Genomic DNA, 16,851 nt, shown 5'->3' on the forward strand with positions numbered 1-16,851 from the left:
TTTAAACTAGTTTAACTATAAATTATTGATTTTAATCAATAATTACAAGTATTTGTGTTATTTTGCATAACTTTCTATACCTATGATTTGTATAGTGTTTTTATATAAAACAATAAGTTAGTGTATGTTTGTGTGCGGCTGTGGGGTATAAGTTAACACTATCTGCCGCCAATTTGCCGCCACTCTTAAAACTGATCCCCTCGTGCAACAACCGGGTTTTTTGTAGCTGCATCTTCAAGATGGCTAGGGGAGAAGTGAGCATAAATCATGGTCATGTTGATTTCAGAATGCCCTAAGATTTCTTTGAGTACCAAGATGTTACCTCCATTCATCATGAAATGGCTGGCGAAGGTATGCCGCAGAACGTGCGTAAACTGATTTTTGGGTAGTTCAATTCCCGCCATTTTTAAGACAGACTTAAACCGTTTATACACATTCTCGAATAAGCGTCCCTGTTTCTTAGGGATGGAATCATACAGTTCTTTCGTAATGGGTACTGTGCGGTTTTTCCCGCTCTTTGTACGAGTGTAGGTGATTTTATAGGGGATGATCTGAGAACCATTCATTAAGGCAGCTTCGTTCCATCGACAGCCCGTGCTGAGGCATATTTTTACAATAGCTGTTAAATCAGGATTGCCGTATACATCACATGCAGCCAGAAGTGATAAAACTTCATCCCCTCTCAAGAAAGAAAGCTCACTTTGTTTTACTCTGAATGGCTCCAGTTCAGATATAGGGTTGGGGTATTTAATGTGTTTTAATTTTTTTAATTTATTAAATACGGCTACAAGAGCTGTGCATTCTAAATTAATGCTTCGCAATGAGGCTGGTTTTAAATATCTGTTGCTCTTTGTCCTGAAGACTTCACCATTAAGCCTTTTGCGCCTGTGCTCAGATACGTCCTCCCCGGTAATGCCTGCCGCAATCGGGTTACCAAGTGACTCACATACAACGCTTAGTCGCTGCCGCCGAGCACTGCCGCCCGTGAGCGTGACGCCGTGGACGTTATACCAGAGTTCAATAAGTTCACTGAGGGTTCGGTTATCTTCTCTTTCGCCTAACCACGGTTTGTTATCAACTTCAGACATGATGTGTTTTTCAAATGCGATGGCCTCTCCCTTTGTAGAAAACTGTTTGCGTACTCGCCGCCCTTCACGTCCTGAGGGGTAGCATTCACACAGCCATCTGCCATCGCTTTGTTTTCTTACACTCACATCAATACCTAATTGGACGTGATGGTCATAACTACGCGACCAAAAGGTTTAATATCATCAATGTTGCATTCAAAAGTTATTTCACTGTCAGATATTCTAAGTTTTTTATTAGGTAGTCGAGATAATTTCCGAAGGCTGTACGTTCCATCTATATCTACCAGCCACAATCCATCATTAATGTCTGAAAATGATGTTTCGAGAATGAATCTATTACTACCATCAATTAATTGAATAGGTTTCTTAATGTCTGTTTTTAAAAATGCCAAATCGAATAATGTATAACGAGCCTGATGGATGATGCCATCGATTAGTTTGATGTTATTGACACTAATCACATCGGAGTCTTTCGGATCGAACATTGGCCCATTGCCTGTCATAAGCCAGGTTAAAGAAGCTTTTGTTTCAACCGAACAGATGATGATCCAGTCATAGGGGAATGTGTCACGCATCCATCTGTTACCTATCCCTCCTTTTGAGACGCCCATGTGCTCGGCAAGTTGTTGCCTTGTCCCAAAACCATAAGCCTCACAAATTCTCTCTATAGCATCCCGGCCACCTTCAGTAGGTGTTAGTGATATCCCATGTGCGAACGTTTTAGTTGACATATACCTTGTGTGATCCTATCTTCTGCGTATCCCAGGTGCGAACTGGATGATACAAAGTGTTAACTCAACTGGAGAATATGCCTCATGGCAACGATGATTTCAATTTATATCCCAAAGGCGAAAGTGACGCCTAAAGAGTTCAGTGAACTGCAAGGCGTGAAGGTACGCACTGTGCGTTCATGGTGTGAGAAAGGCATCCTGTCTCAGGATAAAAAAGCCCATAAAAACAGCCGTGTGGCTATCCATTACCTTAAGTTTATTGAACGTCAGGCCCGTCAGGCATTGGGTCATAATCGCTTTCAGATCATCGTTGGCCGTGAGCCATCTTGTACCCAATAGGGAACTGCGGCCATGTTTGATTACACCGAATCCAAACATTCTCACTTTGATGCAGCCTGCCGAGCGTTTGCGCTGGCCAACAACGTAGAGGCAGTTGCCCGCGCCGTTGGCATGACACCGCAGGTGTTACGTAACAAGCTGAACCCGGACCAGCCGCACAAGCTGACCGTTGATGACTTGCTGGCTATCGTCGTTTATTCAGATGATGCCCGCCTGATTGATGGGGTGCTGGCGCAGCTTAATTGCCTGCCGTCAGTGCCTGTTAATGAGGTGACTACCAGCAGCGTACCTGTTTATGCGCTTAACGCCACGGCGGATGTTGGCGCGATTGCTGGCCAGGCTGTATCTGTTGAACCCATGACCCAGGCGCGTAGAAACGCCATCTTAGACCGGGCAAGCAATGCGATCCGCAATCTGTCTCTGATCATGCTTACCGTTGAATCCCGGTTCCAATCCACTCCGATCATGGCCGCTGCTGTCGATATGGTCAGCGCCTGCGCCATGCCTGGAATAGTGTGAGGTATCCAATGAAGACATTCGTGAATTTTCTCAAACGTCAGTCACCGTCAATGCAGCTGGCAAGTTATGGCCACGGTTGGCTTGAGCTACCGAACGGCTACCGCTGGCAGCCATCACCGGGAGCAAAACCATTTAAACAGGCCGTGCGCCGTTCTGCTCTTTCCCGGTTGCTGGGGTTAGGGGGCAAACGTGGCTGATCATGAAAAATGGCTGGCAGTCGTACGGCAGTTAACGACTGGCCATCACAGTAAGGCCCGCGAAGTGTGGGAGCGCCTGAATCAGAATCAGCGTGGGCTTGTGCTGCATTCTGCCGGGCTGAAGTCTTTTTACTGCCGCTACGCGTGGAGCGACTTTAGCAATCGTGAGCTTTGCCAGATAAAGCGCGGCATCCAGCGCCTGTCAGCGCTTGTTGAGATGTTCGGAAAAATTGGTGATCTGGCGTTCGTCCAGCCTAAAAAAATCACTGTGACCCCGGATGCCGCTGCGCATGTCGTCGCTGATATGAAGATTAATGCGCTGATTGAAGCGCGAAACCAGTTACGTGCGCCAGTGCTGCGCCGCGATTGTTAAGGGCATTCTTATGAAAATTATCACAGTAGAAAAATCCGGGCTGGCTAAAGAGCTTGGAGCATGGGGTGTTAGTACAAAATACGCCTCCTTCTTTATCTCAAAATGCCCGGACAGCGGTAAAAGCATTTCTCTGCCACCGTTCGCGTTTAATGACACGATGCACCTGGACGACCCCCGGCAGTGGCTTGCCGCTAATTGTGCTTTTTGGTGCCAGGTATATCGTGAAGCTAAGTTGGTCATTGAGCAGATTGAATCACTTAGTGCAATTCGGGCACTTTACTACGTTGCTGCGATGCAGGGGCAGAGCGTGATCACTACCTCTATTTCATCGTGGTGGCGAAATTCCTATGAGTTGCACAAGCTGCCCGCCCTCAATCGCTCGATGGCTGACCCATCCCGTTGTTTTGCATCCAGCTTCCTTAATCAACTGACCCACTAATCACACCCGCAGAAATCAAACGGCCAATCATCTGGCCGGGAATTTCTGCGCTCTGAACCGGAGAAAAACCCATGAAAATGACTCGTCAGGACATTAAAAAAAACACCGCTCCAGCCGCTGAGTTGGTACAGGAACTTTGCACAAATGCGCACACAGAAGGGCGTAAGGATATGGCCACTAAGCTATCTGGCCGCCTTGATCGGCTGGCTACCCAGGTCAGCAATGGTGAGCTGTCAGCCGTTGAGATAGTCGAGTTGATGCGGGAAGAGTCGGTCACCTGGGTGAATCAATGGCACTAATTCTTACTGTCGCCTACCTGCTTTGCCTGGTGGGCTTTGTTCTTTGAGTGCGCCGGATTTTGAATGTTGTGAAATCTGAGCGTTACGAATTACGTGATTACGATTGAGGCTGTTATGGGACAAAAAACGCATACCCTGAAAATTTTACCGGAGTATTTTGCGGCTGTTTTATCTGGCGATAAAAAGGCGGAATTTCGATTTAACGATAGAAAATTCAGTGTTGGTGATCTTCTGGTTTTGCAGGAATGGAGCGGCGGTCCCTCAATCCCATATACGGGGCGTGAAATTGAAGTTCTTGTGACTCATGTCCTTGAGTTGAATCACTTGATAGCCCCAGGTTTTCTTGATGCCCGTTCTTTTGTGATGTTGTCTATTGTTTTGCCTGTTGGTTACAAAGACGAGTCCGGAAAAATGACGCCAATGTTTCAGGATGGTGCCCAGTGAAGATTAATAAGACCCCACTGAAATGGCCCGGCAGTAAATGCCGTGCAATGTCTGAACTGAAGAAACATCTACCTGCTGGAGAGCGCCTTGTTGAGCCGTTTGCAGGTTCCTGCGCTGTCATGATGAACACTGACTATAACGAGTATCTGATCGCAGATATTAACCCAGATTTAATCAACTTTTATCAGCAGCTCAAGGATGATTCTGAGTTGATTATCTCTCTTGCTCTTGATGTGTTCGGCACTTCGAATTCTGCTGAACGGTTTTACCAAATCAGACTAGGTTTCAACACATTTAAAGGTGGGTTGGTCAATCAGGCGGTGGCTTTCCTGTTTTTAAACCGACATTGTTACAATGGGATGGTGCGTTATAACCAGCAGGGCCAGTTCAACGTCCCTTACGGCAAGTATAAAGCCCCATATTTCCCAGAGGCTGAGATCCGCGCATTTGCGGAGAAAGCAAAGCGTGCCACCTTCATTTGTGCTGACTTCAGCGAAACCCTGGAATTGGTGCTGTCTGGCGATGTGATTTACTGCGATCCCCCTTACAACCCGCTTGAGGGGAAAGATAGCTTTACGGGCTATCATACTGGTGGTTTTGGAACCAACCAGCAGCAGGCGCTGGCCAATAAACTGCACTCACTGGCAAGGCAGGGATATCCTGTCATTGCGTCGAATAGTGATAGCGTTCTGACTCATGGGCAGTACGGTTATGGCCGCTTCGATCTGCATAAAATTACGGTGGCCCGGTCAGTCGGTGCGAGTGCCGGCACTCGAATTATGGCCCCTGAAATCATCGCAACCCGGTTTCCTGCTGCGCAGCAGTCTGCCCAGCCATGAGTCATGCCGCTGTAGATTTTTCCCCTGAGAACTATCACGCCGTTAATCAGCTACGGCGTGAGTTCTTCTCGCCTGGCGCACCGCGTGACATATCCCTGACAGAGTTGAAGTTGTGGCACGCTGATGCCGTTGATCACAACTGGCGCAGTCAGTATCTAAAAGACATGCCCGACTTCCTCGCCGGGTATTTTGGCCACCGCTATGAAAAGTTGCTGGCGTCCGGTAAGAGTGGGCGCCGTCGTGCTAATACGTTTTTACGCAATACCATCGGAAAGAACGTATTACCACGGTTGAAGAAAGTAACTGGTCAGTGGCAGAAAGACTACAGCCACGGAATGCCATCCCCTTTCAAAGACAACCTGGACAACCTGCCAACATATGGCCGGGACCAGATCCGCGATCTCTCTTACAACGTGGCCAACTATCTGGCTGAAACCTTTAACGCCTGGACAGAAGACTCTGCCCCGGAACAGACACCCGACAAGAACGAAAGCCGCCAGCGCACTGCTGAGGCTTATGTGTATCTGGCGAGGGAAGCGCTCAAATGCGGCACCACGCCACCTTTCTGGAATTCCGTCCAAAAAACCGGGCGTATCAAACTGCGCAATGCTGAAAGTGCATTGCTGCGCATGATGTCGCCCGAATGGTGGCGCGTGCGTCTGAAGCGCCGCCGTGACCTGCAACGTGAACATATGGCCATCGCAGTGGGCCAGGTTCAGCGCACGGCCACCGCCTATGTATCACGCAGCACGCTGGGCGAGTGGGTGGAGCAAAAGAAGCGTAACCGCGAGTTCTTTAAGCGGTTTGATCTTATCAATGAGGACGGTGACCGAATCGCGATGGCCGCGCAGGTTGACCGTAGCAACGCTAATCCAGCAATCAGGAGATGTGAACTAATGGCCAGAATGAGAGGTTTTGAAGATATTGCCAACGATATGGGCTGTGCAGGTGTGTTCTACACCATCACCGCACCATCGCGTTATCACTCTGTACACAACAAAGGCGGTTTCGTTTCCCAGTGGAACGGCAGCAGCCCGCGTGAAACGCAAAAGTACCTGTGCAAGGTATGGTCAAAAATACGTGCAGCGCTTTCGCGTGAAGAAATTCACCTGTTTGGCTTCCGTGTTGTCGAGCCACATCACGACGGTACGCCGCACTGGCACATGCTTTTTTTCATGCTGCCGGAGCATAAAGCCCGTGCTACTGAAATCATGGCGAAGTATGCCCGTGAAGAAGATGCAGACGAGTTAAACACGCCGCAGGCTTTAAAGGCGCGTTTTCATGCGGAAGATATCGATCCGGCGAAGGGCAGCGCAACGGGCTATATCGCTAAATACATCTCAAAGAACATCGACGGTTACGCCCTGGGTGATGAGGCAGACGGCGAAACAGGCGGCAAGGCTAAAGAAATGGCTAAGGCGGTTTCTGCGTGGGCTTCGCGCTGGCGTATCCGGCAGTTTCAGCAGATTGGTGGCGCACCGGTAACCGTCTGGCGTGAGCTGCGGCGGATGCGTGGTCAGACGCTGGACGATCCTAAAATGGATGCTGTGCTGGCAGCGGCTGACGTAGCAGTAGACTGGGCTGCATACACCCAGGCGCAGGGTGGCCCGTTAGTTGCGCGTGATGCTCTTGTTATCCGCCTGGCTTATGAAATCACCGAGTGCGGCAACGAATACGGCGAAGACGTCCAGCGCGTGCAGGGCATCTACAGTCCGCATGTTTCTGGATCGGAGGTTCCCACGCGTCTGGTCAAGTGGGAAAAGGTTGCGAAGTTGTCCGAAGCGGTAGCGAAGGATGCTGTTTCAGGCCGCAACGCGGCCCCTTGGAGTTCTGTCAATAACTGTACGGGCGCGGAGCGCAGACGGTTAGAGCTGGAGTTGAGAAGCCGTGGTTTTGAGGGTAATGAGGCTGAAATCTCGATCCTGCTCAGGGGAAGCGTGTTGGATTTTGCCGGGGCGGGTAAGGTTAAGTTCAGAAATGGCCGGGTGATTGATAGTAACGATGATTTGTCGAATGAAATGTGGCCAGGCTGGAGTTAAATCAACATGTTGGCCAGCTATGACACGTCATTTTTAAGGTGATTAATCTTAAAAATTGTTTCATATTTCGAGATGAATATTATACTGTATGTACATACAGTCGTTTCTTTGGGGAGGGATAATGAAGGATTTCCATATGGAGTCAGTGCGATTACAACGCATTGATTTGATTACACGTACCTTGGTAAATGATTTGTTCAATGAAGAAGATAAAGATGTGGCTATCGTCTGGCTGGCTGAAATGTTTACTGGGCTTGTGACTGAGATGAAAGAGCAAAAAAGAGAAGAAAAAAGCCTCCAGTAGGAGGCTGATGGTTACGCGGCTGATGCTTGAAGCAGGTCCAGTGCAATCTGTTTTTGCTGGGGTGACATGCTGCTTAACACCTGCTGTAACAGCATATCCCCGGTTTTGGCACTGGGGCTGATGGTGTGCGAGAACGTCAGGTTCATCACGAAAGTGTGTCCGCATTCGACGTCAGCGCAGGAGCAATAGATATCAGCGATGTCCCGGTGCTTACGATTGGTCTTGCGTATGACCGCTTTAGAACCGCACTCAGGGCATTCAATTTTTAACACGCGCATGTTAGCGGCTCCGGCAAAGTATTTGTGCCTGGATTTTAGCCGATTTGGCATCACACTGCATCCTTGTTAGTTGTTTCATCTGGGAATTTAAGGTGGAGGCGTTCCGGTACTTCCGGGTCGCCGTTCACCGCTGCGGCCAGACGGCGCTGAATCGGTGTAATTTCATCCTTTCGGTATGTGGCGCGGGATTTCTCCGGGTCGCCGAGTCCTGCCGCATTTTGTGGAATGATCCCCGCCAGCCCGGCCGGGAAGCGGTGAGCGTTCAGTACGTCCTGGGCGCTGATGTTCTTTACGTTGGCGAATTCATCATTCGCGCCAATGTCCCCCATTTCGATAAACTTTACCGCGTCCGCGTCACCGCCTGGAATGTTCACCAGGATGGTGCTGAAATTGCCGATACCCTTGCTTTGCTCCAGCTGGCGTCCGATTTCTTCCTCCACCTCGTCGGTCATTGCCGGGTCACGGGTATAGAGGATGCCGCCAGTGTGCGCACCGTTGTGGTAGTAACGGCGGCGGAAAATAACCGCCTCACTGTTCAGCAGGGCGGAGTGTACACCGCCGATGTAGTCCGGCAGTCCGTAAACCTGCTGCTGCGGGTCATACATCCTGATGAAAATGACGTCTTCAGGCGGGTATTCCAGCGGCTCACCGTCCTGAAGAACTAAAAAAAAGTCGTCTTTGCGGCGGCGCATGTACAGCCCCGGCATGGGTTCCAGTGCGATCACATCACCCCAGCCATTGCGCACCTTCAGGATGGCCAGATCGCCGAAGGTGAAATAGTCCATTGCCGCCCCTTCCAGCTGGTCGAACGTCAGACCGCCGCCGATGTAGTCGGATAACAGCATGTTTTTACGTGCGTGCAGTATCCCGCCGTGCTGGCCGTTGAGATTAACCAGCTGCGCCAGGGCGAGCCGGTCAATCGGCAGCGTGTAGTGATTGTTGTCACCGTCATAGCGAATATCCTGATAGTCCGTACCTGTCGTCAGCACGGGTTCTGGCTTATCAAAGGTGATAATGCTCATACTGCGCTGCTTTTTTTCCTGTGTGCTTTTATTTGTTCGTGCGGGTCGCCTGTGCTGTTTCTTCATGCTGCTTTCTTTAGCCCCCATTTGGATTTCGGCTTGTTCTCGTAGTTGAGCGGTTCATTAATGAGCGCGTGCGTGATGGCCCAGAATGATTCTGCGTGCCCGGTTTCCGGGCTGCGGTCAGCGACAAACGTCATGGCGTTGCCGCTCAGTGTGGTGGTGTGGCGGATTGACATAAACGAGGCCGGGATCTCCTTCAAATCCTTATCCCATTCAATGCGGCCGCTGCCGACCACGTCCGCTGCTTTCAGTACCAGCTGGTCTTTCGTGTGGCGGTCATAGCGGATGGCCACGGCAGCGCGTAGAGCGAAGTGCTGGATGTTATCGAATACGCCGGAGCCGATGCCCGTCACGTCAACACCCAGGTATGTGAAGTTGTAGTGTTTGAACAGCTTTTCGATCTGCTTTGCCTGCCAGCGGAAGTTCATTCCCCGCCAGTTGAATACCCGCAGCACGCGGAACTTTTCGCCGTCGTGCTGCGGTGGCGCGACAATCACGAACGTGGACAGATCGCCAGAGCGGGCCGGGTCAAATCCGCCCCATACCGGGCGATTGCCGAAAGGCCGGAGCGCTTCGGGATCATGGTCCTGCCACGCCGATACATCGACGCAGCACACCTCCAGATCGCTGAATTTGAACACCGAGTTTTTGCTGTCAACGAACACGCACATATAGAGCATGTTGAAGGTGGTGTCGTTATACCGGTTCCTCAGTTTGTCGATGCTGGCGAGGTTAAAACCGCCCTTGATCGCATCTTCCAGCGTGATGATGTAGCGCCACTGGCCATCGGGACACAATCGACCGCCGTCGCGCATTTCTATTTGTGTCGGGAATTTAACCGCCGCGCGTTTTTTATTGCCCTGCTTCCACTCTTCACCCGTCCAGAACGGGTAGGCCTGGTGCGTTTTGGCCGATGGTGTGGAAAAGTAGGTGGTGCGCCATTTGTCGTGTGTGGCCATCGCGGAGGCCACTTCGTTAAGCCTGGCGAAGTTCGGCACCCAGAAGTATTCGTCGCAGTACAGATGACCGCTGTAGGATTGCGCGGTGTTTTTGTTTGTGGAGAGAAAACGCAGTTCTGCGCCGTTGCTGAGGCGGATAGGGTTACCCGTCAGCGTGATGCCAAAATACTGCTCCGCAATGTTAACGATGTAGGAGCGGAACACTTCCGCCTGCGCCTTACTGGCAGAAAGAAAGATTTGCGGATCGCCCGTCAGTACGGCGTTTTCAAACGCTTCAAACGCAAAATACCAGGTCGCCCCAATCTGGCGGCTCTTGAGGATGTTGCGCACCATCTGGCCAATGTTCTGCCGGAGATGTTTCTGATAGCCAAACAGGTACTCTTTGGCCCACTCGTCAAAGTCTTCCTGATTCAGCCCGCTGATATCGTTTTTCTTATACTGGCGCTTTTTACGCGGCTGCCCGTCCTCGTCTTCATTGCTGCCGCCCGCTCCGGGGCCGCCGCGCCCGCGTGCCTCTGCCAGCTTCTCTTTATGCTTGTTCGACTGCGCCCGCAGCTTGGTGCTGTGCGCAATCAGCAGGTCCAGTTCCTTTAATTCAAGATCCGTCTTACCGTCGCGCTGCGCCAGCAGCTGGCAGCGGCGTTCAATTGCCTCCTCTGTGCTTTCATGGCTGAGTAAATCCGCCCAGCCGAATTTCTCCGCCCAGTAATATACGATCCGCGCATTAGGCAGATTTAAATCTGTAGCAATTTCCTTTGGTGTATGACGGCGCAGATAAAGCGCGCGTGCAACGCCTCTTAATTCGTCACTGTATTTAGCCATAGCCTTTATTATGTCGGATATGTTCGGATAAATATGGTGATGTTATTCGCATGGGTTCGATAAAGGGTTTATATCCGAAGGGTTGCGAATTTAATAAGGTGCGCCGGATGTTGCGATGGTGAATAATTGGTTTCGTTGGAACGCATTAAGCAATCAGGAAAAATAATGTCGCATTTACGCACTGACTGGCTTTGTGTTGCTACAGAAGGAGATACCGTGGATAAACGGGTTTTAGAAAGACAGTGGTTAATTGATGCTGCTGAAACCTATAACCCGAATTTATACGGCGCATTAATCTGGCCTGAACATGAAAAGGACTACGGTAATTTTGGCGAAGTGCTTTGCACCATGTGGCAGGAAGATGATAACGGGCTGGTTAAGCTATATGTGCAGCTGCGGCCCAATGCGTTTCTGCTTGAAGCAAACAGCCGCGATCAGCTGATTTACTTCTCTGTCGAACTGACAGAGGACGGCAACTGGCGCGGGACAGGACGATGCTACCTTGAAGGGCTGGCCGTCACAGATACCCCCGCCAGCGTTGGCACTACCCGACTGCGCTTTAAGAAGCGTGGCAAACATCAACCCGGTTATTACGCCTGCCGCGTCAGCCGGAACGGAATTAAACAGGATAATGCAATGAATAAGAAACACTGGCAGAGCTGGTTTGGTATCAAACCGAAACATTTTGAAGAAACGGAAGTTGATCCAAGCGAAGCCGCGCCGGAAGATAAATTACAGGTTCTGGCGGAAGCATTGGACAGCCTGGAAGCCCGCGTGAAGGCAATTGAAACACAGCTGTCAGACACGCAGGAAGATTTAGATACAGTGAAAGAAGTGGTGGATACCGCTGAATTCGCTACCCTGCGCGATAACGTGGGCGCTATCGTTAAAAACTTCAGCAAGCTGGATGAAAAAATCACCACTTTGCCGCACCGTAAATTTGGTGATAAATCCCAGTCAAAAGAAAAAGGCTTTAAATTCCTGTAATTCTCATTACCGGGTGAACGTTAATTATTATTTCGCCATCTGGCGAGAGGGAATTTTATGCAATTAAATCGACGTGCGGAAGATTTTATTCACCGCTATGCGGCTGGGCTGGCGCAAAGTTATGGTGTTAATAAACCTGACCGTTATTTTTCACTGACCGAACCGCAGGAAATTTCACTGCGTCAGGCGCTGCTGGAGTCCGTTGAATTTCTCAACCTGATTACCGTGGCTGATGTCGATCAGCTGTCCGGGAATGTTGTGAATGTCGGTGGTAACAAACTCCATACTGGCCGCAGTGAGAAAGGGCGCTTTAGCCAGAACGTAGGCGTTGGGGGTAACAAATATGAGCTGGTTGAAACCGACTCATGTGCGGCTCTGCGCTGGGACCTGCTGTCCATCTGGGCCAATGCTGGCGATGAAAACGAGTTTTTCCAGCTGGTGCAGACGTTTTCTAATCAGGCGTTCGCGCTGGATCAGTTGCGTATCGGCTTTAACGGAACGTCAGTGGCAAAAGACTCTGACCCTGAAAAAAACCCGAACGGCGAAGACGTCAACATCGGCTGGCATAAGCGTATGTCCGACTATGAGTCTGGCAGGCAAATCCTGACCGATGCCGTTACCCTGGGCGAGGGTGGCGACTATGCGTCATTGGACGCGATGGCGTCTGACCTGGTTAACACCAAAATCCCGGCGCAGTTCCGTAATGACCCGCGTCTGGTGGTGCTGGTCGGTGCCGATCTTGTCGCCGCAGAACAATACCGGCTTTACCAGAAAGCTGACCGTCCGACTGAAAAAATTGCGGCGCAGATGCTCGACAGCACGATTGCCGGACGTAAAGCCATCGTGCCGCCGTTCATGCCGGGTAAACGCATGGTCGTGACGCCGCTCAGCAACCTGCATCTTTATACGCAGCGCAACACCCGCCAGCGCAAGGCGGAGTTTGTTGAAGACCGTAAGCAGTACGAAAACAAGTACCTGCGCAACGAAGGTTACGCCGTTGAAGAGCCGGAGCTGTACGCGGCAATCGACGAAAGCGCGGTAACCATCGGTAAAGTCACTGCACCAGTAGAGGGTTAATCATGGGACTGTCACCCGCGCAGCGTCACAGCCAGCGCATTGAGATGGAACGACAACTGGCGCGGCAGGAGGCCACGAACAGCGCAACCAGCCTGCATATGCAGTTGCTGGCCCTGTATGAGGATGTTGCGCGGGTGCAGTCTCTGCCAACGATTGCCGATCGCATCGAACTGAAGCGCACCGAAATGCTGCCGCGCTGGATGCCAACCGTTCAGGCGTATCTGGACGCCGGGAAGGTCTACCGCAATCCGGTTTTCGCCTGGTGTGTTGTCTGGCTGTTTGACGTCGGTGATTTTGAGCAGGCGCTGGACTGGGCGGATATCGCCATCAGCCAGGAGCAGCCAACACCGGACGACATTAAAAGCACGTTCCCGGCTTTTGTGGCGGATACGGTGCTGGCATGGGCGGACGACACCCTGAGCCGTGGAGAAAGCGTTGAACCGTATTTCTCCCGCACCTTTGAGAAGGTGACATCTCACTGGCGGCTGCATGAAGAAATCACAGCAAAATGGCTGAAATTTGCCGGGCTGATGCTGTTGCGGGATGACCGGGGAGAAGCCCGCGCCACCGCGCATGATGATGTGGAATTACTGGAAAAGGCAGACGCTTTGCTGGCTGCTGCTGAATCCCGTCACAAAAAAGTGGGTGTGGGAACGGTGCGTAAAAGTATCGCCGCCCGCATCCGTTCGCTGAGCAATCAGCAATAACGACTACCGCAAGCCGAGCGGGCGCGGGTGAGGGCAGAGCGAAAGCAATGTGCCGTGGACCCCGGTCAGCCCGCTTTTTTCGGGAGAATTGAATGTTTAGCGGCACACCGATTGAGTACCAGGACGAACCGCTGACGAATAACGGTTTCTGGCCAGACCTGAATCTGGCGGACTTTCAGCGAAGCCGGGCAATCCCGGCTGACGTTGACGCCGGAACGGTGGCAGAGGCGTTACTCGCCGCAACGGGTGAGGTCAACAGCCTGCTGGACGGCATTCAGGTTAAACACCAGGGCAATGGGTATGCAGTTGCGCAGGACGTACCCGGCGCGCGGATGGGTGAGCAAAACCAGCTGTGCGCTCAGTATAAAAAAGCGGTGTATGCCAGGGCAAAAGCAGACCTTTTAGGCGAGTTTGCGTCCGTTGGCCGCCGCGAGTCGCATCCGGGACAGGAGAGCGAAGAAACGCGCAATGGACTGCTTGCTGAATCGTCAATTGCGATCCGACTGATTAAGGGGCTGAAGCGGGCCACGGTGACAAAAATATGAGTCCGATAGATTCGCTGACTGCCTTTTTTACGGAACACATGCCGCCCCGCGCTATGCAGTCGTTTAGCAGTGAAATTGACGGCATGAAAACCATCCCGGCTGCGAAGGATTACGGCCTCAGTCAATACCGTCAGTCGATTATTCGTTATGACGCGGTGCTGTCATGGGAGCGCTATCCGTACCGTGAGTATGACCCCCGTGTGCTGATGTCACTCCTTGATGCCTGGCTGGCGTCTGATGACAGGGATTTATTGCGCCAGATCGGGATTACTAACGCCGATCCTGACTGGGATATCGGCGTTATCGACGACAAGTCCGCAATGGTGGTGGTGACCATTCCGATGGCTGAAGAACTTGTGATCGTCCAGGACGAAAAGGGCGTTATCCCGTTCGACGGCAAGCGCTGGAAACTGGCTGACCCGGTTATCTGGACGGCGCTCACTGCGCAGATTTATGGCGCAGACGGCAGCGCAGCCAGTGCGGGGGATGAATGAGCATTTTCGGTGCTGAGATTAATGCCGCACAGCTGCGTGATATGCGCCGCGAGATTGCAAAGCTGGATCTGCCGCAGAAGAAGCGCCAGCGCTTTATCTGGCGAATGGCCAAATACGGCGTTATCCCGGCCGCAAAGCGCAACGTGCGTAATCAGCAGGCGCCGGACGGCACCGCATGGCAGGGGCGAAAGACCCGGCGCAGGGGCAAGATGCTGCGCAACATGCCGGGTCTGCTGCATATCCGGGAAATGCCGGAGATTGACGCCGTGCGCCTGTATTTGCGCGGCGGTGACTACGGCGGTGTGAATGCCGGGGTGGTGGGGTATGCGCATCAGGAAGGGATGAAAACCACGGTACGCGCCAGGAAAAGCAGGGCGCGTAACGACCCCGGCCGGATGGCCAGCGCGGCGCAGGCAAAAAAGCTGCGAAAGCTGGGTTACAAGGTCAGGCGGGGTGTACGCTGGCGTAAGCCACCGCTGAAAGAAATTACGGAGAAAATGAGCTTTTCGCAGGCCGGATTATTAATCCGAAAACTCAGCGGCAAGGCAAGTAAGGCCGCGTGGACAATCGACATCCCTGCCCGTCAGTTTGTCGGCATGCGCGACGATGATTTTAACAAAGCGCTGGCGCGTCAGCTTCAGGCCATTGGCTACGGGGCAGACGTCCGCGCACAGGATATCAGGGGAAGTGTATGACGTGGCCAAATGTCACCGTTAATCAGTTAAATCAGTTGCAGGGCGAGACGGACGAAATTGAACGCCGCGTGCTGTTCATCGGACGCGGCACGGTCAATGTGGGTAAGACGCTGGCGGTGAATACCCAAAGCAATTTTGACACGCTGCTGGGTGCCGGAAAATCGGTATTAAAAAGTGATGTGCTGGCCGCCATGACAAACGCTGGCAAGAACTGGGCGGGTTATGTGCATGTGCTGGCGGCAGACGCAGAAGATAGCGCCTGGGCGGATGCGGTACTGGCAGCGCAGCGCGTGGCATCTGTAGAGGGGGTGGTGCTGACGGATGATATCAGCAGCAAAACAATCATAAATGAAGCGGTGGCATTACGTGCCACGCTGCTGGCGAAATTCAGCCGCTGGGTGTGGTTCATGCTTGCCGTGCAGGGGCCGCAGGATGAAGAGGGCTGGGCGGATTATCTGGCGCGTCTGAGCGCATTACAGGAGGGCATTGCCGCGCCATCGGTTCAGCTGGTTCCCCGCCTGTTCGGCCATGAACCGGGCGTCCTTGCCGGGCGTCTGTGCAGTCGTTCCGTCACGATTGCTGACAGTCCGGCGCGGGTGAAAACGGGCGCGGTTATCGATTTAGGCAGTGATGATTTTCCGCCTGACGGCACCGGAGAGCCGCTGGAGCTGGCAACGCTTCAGGCGCTGGAGGCGCAGCGCTACAGTGTGCCGATGTGGTATCCCGACTATGACGGTATGTACTGGGCGGACGGGCGCACGCTGGACGTGGAGGGCGGCGACTACCAGGTGATTGAGTACCTGCGTATTGCTGACAAAGTGGCGCGGCGCGTCCGTTTGCTGGCCATTGCCCGCATTGCTGACCGTTCACTTAACACCACGCCATCCAGTATGGCGGCGGCACAGCTTTACATGGCCAAACCGCTGCGCGAAATGTCGATTTCCAGCCAGATTAACGGCGTGCGGTTCCCCGGTGAGGTGAAATCGCCTCGCGATGGCGATGTGTCTGTCGTGTGGATGTCTGCGACGAAGGTGAGCATTTACGTGGTGATCCGCCCTGTGGAATGTCCGAAGGAAATCACCGTCAGCCTGATGCTGGATACCAGCATTGATACAGCGGAGGCAGCAGCATGAGCCAGCGTTTATCGGGTCAGTCATTTGATGTGCATATGGACGGTGAGCTGGTCCACTTCGAAAAAATCAGCCTGGATATTACAGACAACACCGCCGCCGTACAGACGCAGGGCGTGCCGGATGGTTTTGTTGCCGGGGACGTAGCAGCAGAGGGAGAGGTGGAGGTCAGCAGCAAAACGTTTATGCAGCTTTCCGCCATCGCCCGCGGTGCCGGTTCATGGCGTGGGATTACCCCGGTTGATTTTCTGTTCTACGCGAAAGCGGGTACGGAGGAGGTCAAGGTGGAGGCATTCGGCTGCAAGCTGGTCGTGAGCAACGTGCTGGATCTCGATCCGAAGGGCGGCAGCATCACAACGCACAAAATCAAGTATTTCGTGACGAGCCCTAAATTCGTCAATCTCAACGGTGTGCCGTATCTGGAACAGGCGGCGACTGAAAACCTCATCAGCTAAGGGCAG

General features: G+C 52.3%; 23 protein-coding genes. 18 read left to right on the forward strand and 5 right to left on the reverse strand.

Going from position 1 to position 16,851, the window contains the following annotated elements:
- Nucleotides 1-185 precede the first annotated feature (185 nt).
- Nucleotides 186-1,214: a tyrosine-type recombinase/integrase gene (locus ACFL9S_RS17950; protein WP_405263228.1), complete on the reverse strand. Its 1,029-nt coding sequence runs from the start codon at nt 1,212-1,214 to the stop codon at nt 186-188.
- A gap of 8 nt (nt 1,215-1,222) precedes the next feature.
- Nucleotides 1,223-1,819 (reverse strand): phage repressor protein CI, encoded by a 597-nt coding sequence (locus tag ACFL9S_RS17955; RefSeq protein ID WP_405263229.1) that lies wholly within the window; start codon nt 1,817-1,819, stop codon nt 1,223-1,225.
- An 84-nt stretch (nt 1,820-1,903) separates the two neighbouring features.
- Here ACFL9S_RS17955 and ACFL9S_RS17960 point away from each other — a divergent pair, with 84 nt between their 5' ends.
- From ACFL9S_RS17960 to ACFL9S_RS18005, 10 genes are all read left to right on the forward strand, one after another.
- The gene (locus ACFL9S_RS17960; protein WP_405263230.1) at nt 1,904-2,158 is read left to right on the forward strand and encodes a hypothetical protein; all 255 of its coding nucleotides are present in this window, start codon (nt 1,904-1,906) and stop codon (nt 2,156-2,158) included.
- Nucleotides 2,159-2,170: 12 nt separating this feature from the next.
- Nucleotides 2,171-2,677 carry a phage regulatory CII family protein gene (locus ACFL9S_RS17965; RefSeq protein WP_405263231.1) on the forward strand — a complete coding sequence of 169 codons (507 nt, stop codon included), beginning with the start codon at nt 2,171-2,173 and terminating at the stop codon, nt 2,675-2,677.
- An 8-nt stretch (nt 2,678-2,685) separates the two neighbouring features.
- The gene (locus tag ACFL9S_RS17970; RefSeq protein WP_405263232.1) at nt 2,686-2,874 is read left to right on the forward strand and encodes a phage filamentation protein Fil family protein; all 189 of its coding nucleotides are present in this window, start codon (nt 2,686-2,688) and stop codon (nt 2,872-2,874) included.
- On the forward strand, nt 2,867-3,247 hold the full coding sequence (locus ACFL9S_RS17975; protein ID WP_405263233.1) for a hypothetical protein: 381 nt from the start codon (nt 2,867-2,869) through the stop codon (nt 3,245-3,247). Before ACFL9S_RS17970 ends, ACFL9S_RS17975 begins: the two co-directional genes overlap by 8 nt.
- 10 nt (nt 3,248-3,257) lie before the next feature.
- A complete protein-coding gene (locus ACFL9S_RS17980; RefSeq protein WP_405263234.1) occupies nt 3,258-3,686 on the forward strand; it encodes a hypothetical protein in 429 nt (142 codons plus the stop codon).
- 71 nt (nt 3,687-3,757) lie between these two features.
- Entirely contained in the window at nt 3,758-3,985 is a 228-nt protein-coding gene (locus ACFL9S_RS17985) for a DUF2732 family protein (RefSeq protein ID WP_405263235.1), read from the forward strand.
- A 114-nt stretch (nt 3,986-4,099) separates the two neighbouring features.
- Entirely contained in the window at nt 4,100-4,429 is a 330-nt protein-coding gene (locus ACFL9S_RS17990) for a DUF3850 domain-containing protein (protein WP_405263236.1), read from the forward strand.
- Nucleotides 4,426-5,268 carry a Dam family site-specific DNA-(adenine-N6)-methyltransferase gene (locus ACFL9S_RS17995; RefSeq protein ID WP_405263237.1) on the forward strand — a complete coding sequence of 281 codons (843 nt, stop codon included), beginning with the start codon at nt 4,426-4,428 and terminating at the stop codon, nt 5,266-5,268. The genes ACFL9S_RS17990 and ACFL9S_RS17995 overlap by 4 nt, the downstream gene beginning before the upstream one ends.
- Complete coding sequence (locus ACFL9S_RS18000; protein ID WP_405263238.1) at nt 5,265-7,307, forward strand: replication endonuclease; 2,043 nt, start codon at nt 5,265-5,267, stop codon at nt 7,305-7,307. The genes ACFL9S_RS17995 and ACFL9S_RS18000 overlap by 4 nt, the downstream gene beginning before the upstream one ends.
- Nucleotides 7,308-7,428: 121 nt before the next feature.
- Entirely contained in the window at nt 7,429-7,611 is a 183-nt protein-coding gene (locus tag ACFL9S_RS18005) for a hypothetical protein (RefSeq protein ID WP_405263239.1), read from the forward strand.
- An 11-nt stretch (nt 7,612-7,622) separates the two neighbouring features.
- Here ACFL9S_RS18005 and ACFL9S_RS18010 read toward each other — a convergent pair whose 3' ends face one another.
- From ACFL9S_RS18010 to ACFL9S_RS18020, 3 genes are read right to left on the reverse strand one after another with little or no spacing between them, the layout of a single operon-like run.
- Entirely contained in the window at nt 7,623-7,889 is a 267-nt protein-coding gene (locus ACFL9S_RS18010) for an ogr/Delta-like zinc finger family protein (RefSeq protein WP_405263240.1), read from the reverse strand.
- Nucleotides 7,890-7,939: 50 nt separating this feature from the next.
- The gene (locus ACFL9S_RS18015; RefSeq protein ID WP_405263241.1) at nt 7,940-8,977 is read right to left on the reverse strand and encodes a phage portal protein; all 1,038 of its coding nucleotides are present in this window, start codon (nt 8,975-8,977) and stop codon (nt 7,940-7,942) included.
- Complete coding sequence (locus tag ACFL9S_RS18020; protein WP_405263242.1) at nt 8,974-10,755, reverse strand: terminase large subunit domain-containing protein; 1,782 nt, start codon at nt 10,753-10,755, stop codon at nt 8,974-8,976. Before ACFL9S_RS18020 ends, ACFL9S_RS18015 begins: the two co-directional genes overlap by 4 nt.
- 165 nt (nt 10,756-10,920) lie before the next feature.
- On the opposite strand from ACFL9S_RS18020, the gene ACFL9S_RS18025 reads away from it, so the two are divergent.
- The 8 genes from ACFL9S_RS18025 (at nt 10,921) to ACFL9S_RS18060 (ending at nt 16,845) form a co-directional block, all read left to right on the forward strand.
- Nucleotides 10,921-11,742 (forward strand): GPO family capsid scaffolding protein, encoded by an 822-nt coding sequence (locus ACFL9S_RS18025; protein WP_405263243.1) that lies wholly within the window; start codon nt 10,921-10,923, stop codon nt 11,740-11,742.
- 57 nt (nt 11,743-11,799) lie between these two features.
- Nucleotides 11,800-12,819: a phage major capsid protein, P2 family gene (locus ACFL9S_RS18030; RefSeq protein ID WP_405263244.1), complete on the forward strand. Its 1,020-nt coding sequence runs from the start codon at nt 11,800-11,802 to the stop codon at nt 12,817-12,819.
- A 2-nt stretch (nt 12,820-12,821) separates the two neighbouring features.
- Nucleotides 12,822-13,526, forward strand: coding sequence for a phage terminase small subunit (gene gpM / locus ACFL9S_RS18035; RefSeq protein ID WP_405263245.1), 705 nt, complete (start codon nt 12,822-12,824; stop codon nt 13,524-13,526).
- 92 nt (nt 13,527-13,618) lie between these two features.
- Entirely contained in the window at nt 13,619-14,071 is a 453-nt protein-coding gene (locus ACFL9S_RS18040; RefSeq protein ID WP_405263246.1) for a head completion/stabilization protein, read from the forward strand.
- Nucleotides 14,072-14,109: 38 nt separating this feature from the next.
- Nucleotides 14,110-14,565: a phage tail protein gene (locus tag ACFL9S_RS18045; RefSeq protein WP_405263247.1), complete on the forward strand. Its 456-nt coding sequence runs from the start codon at nt 14,110-14,112 to the stop codon at nt 14,563-14,565.
- Complete coding sequence (locus ACFL9S_RS18050; protein WP_405263248.1) at nt 14,562-15,260, forward strand: hypothetical protein; 699 nt, start codon at nt 14,562-14,564, stop codon at nt 15,258-15,260. Before ACFL9S_RS18045 ends, ACFL9S_RS18050 begins: the two co-directional genes overlap by 4 nt.
- Nucleotides 15,257-16,393, forward strand: coding sequence for a DUF2586 domain-containing protein (locus tag ACFL9S_RS18055; RefSeq protein WP_405263249.1), 1,137 nt, complete (start codon nt 15,257-15,259; stop codon nt 16,391-16,393). Before ACFL9S_RS18050 ends, ACFL9S_RS18055 begins: the two co-directional genes overlap by 4 nt.
- Nucleotides 16,390-16,845 carry a phage protein gene (locus ACFL9S_RS18060; RefSeq protein WP_405263250.1) on the forward strand — a complete coding sequence of 152 codons (456 nt, stop codon included), beginning with the start codon at nt 16,390-16,392 and terminating at the stop codon, nt 16,843-16,845. The genes ACFL9S_RS18055 and ACFL9S_RS18060 overlap by 4 nt, the downstream gene beginning before the upstream one ends.
- The last annotated feature ends 6 nt before the right edge of the window (nt 16,846-16,851 follow it).

The organism is Erwinia sp. AnSW2-5, from assembly GCF_045107195.1.
Lineage (GTDB): Bacteria > Pseudomonadota > Gammaproteobacteria > Enterobacterales > Enterobacteriaceae > Erwinia.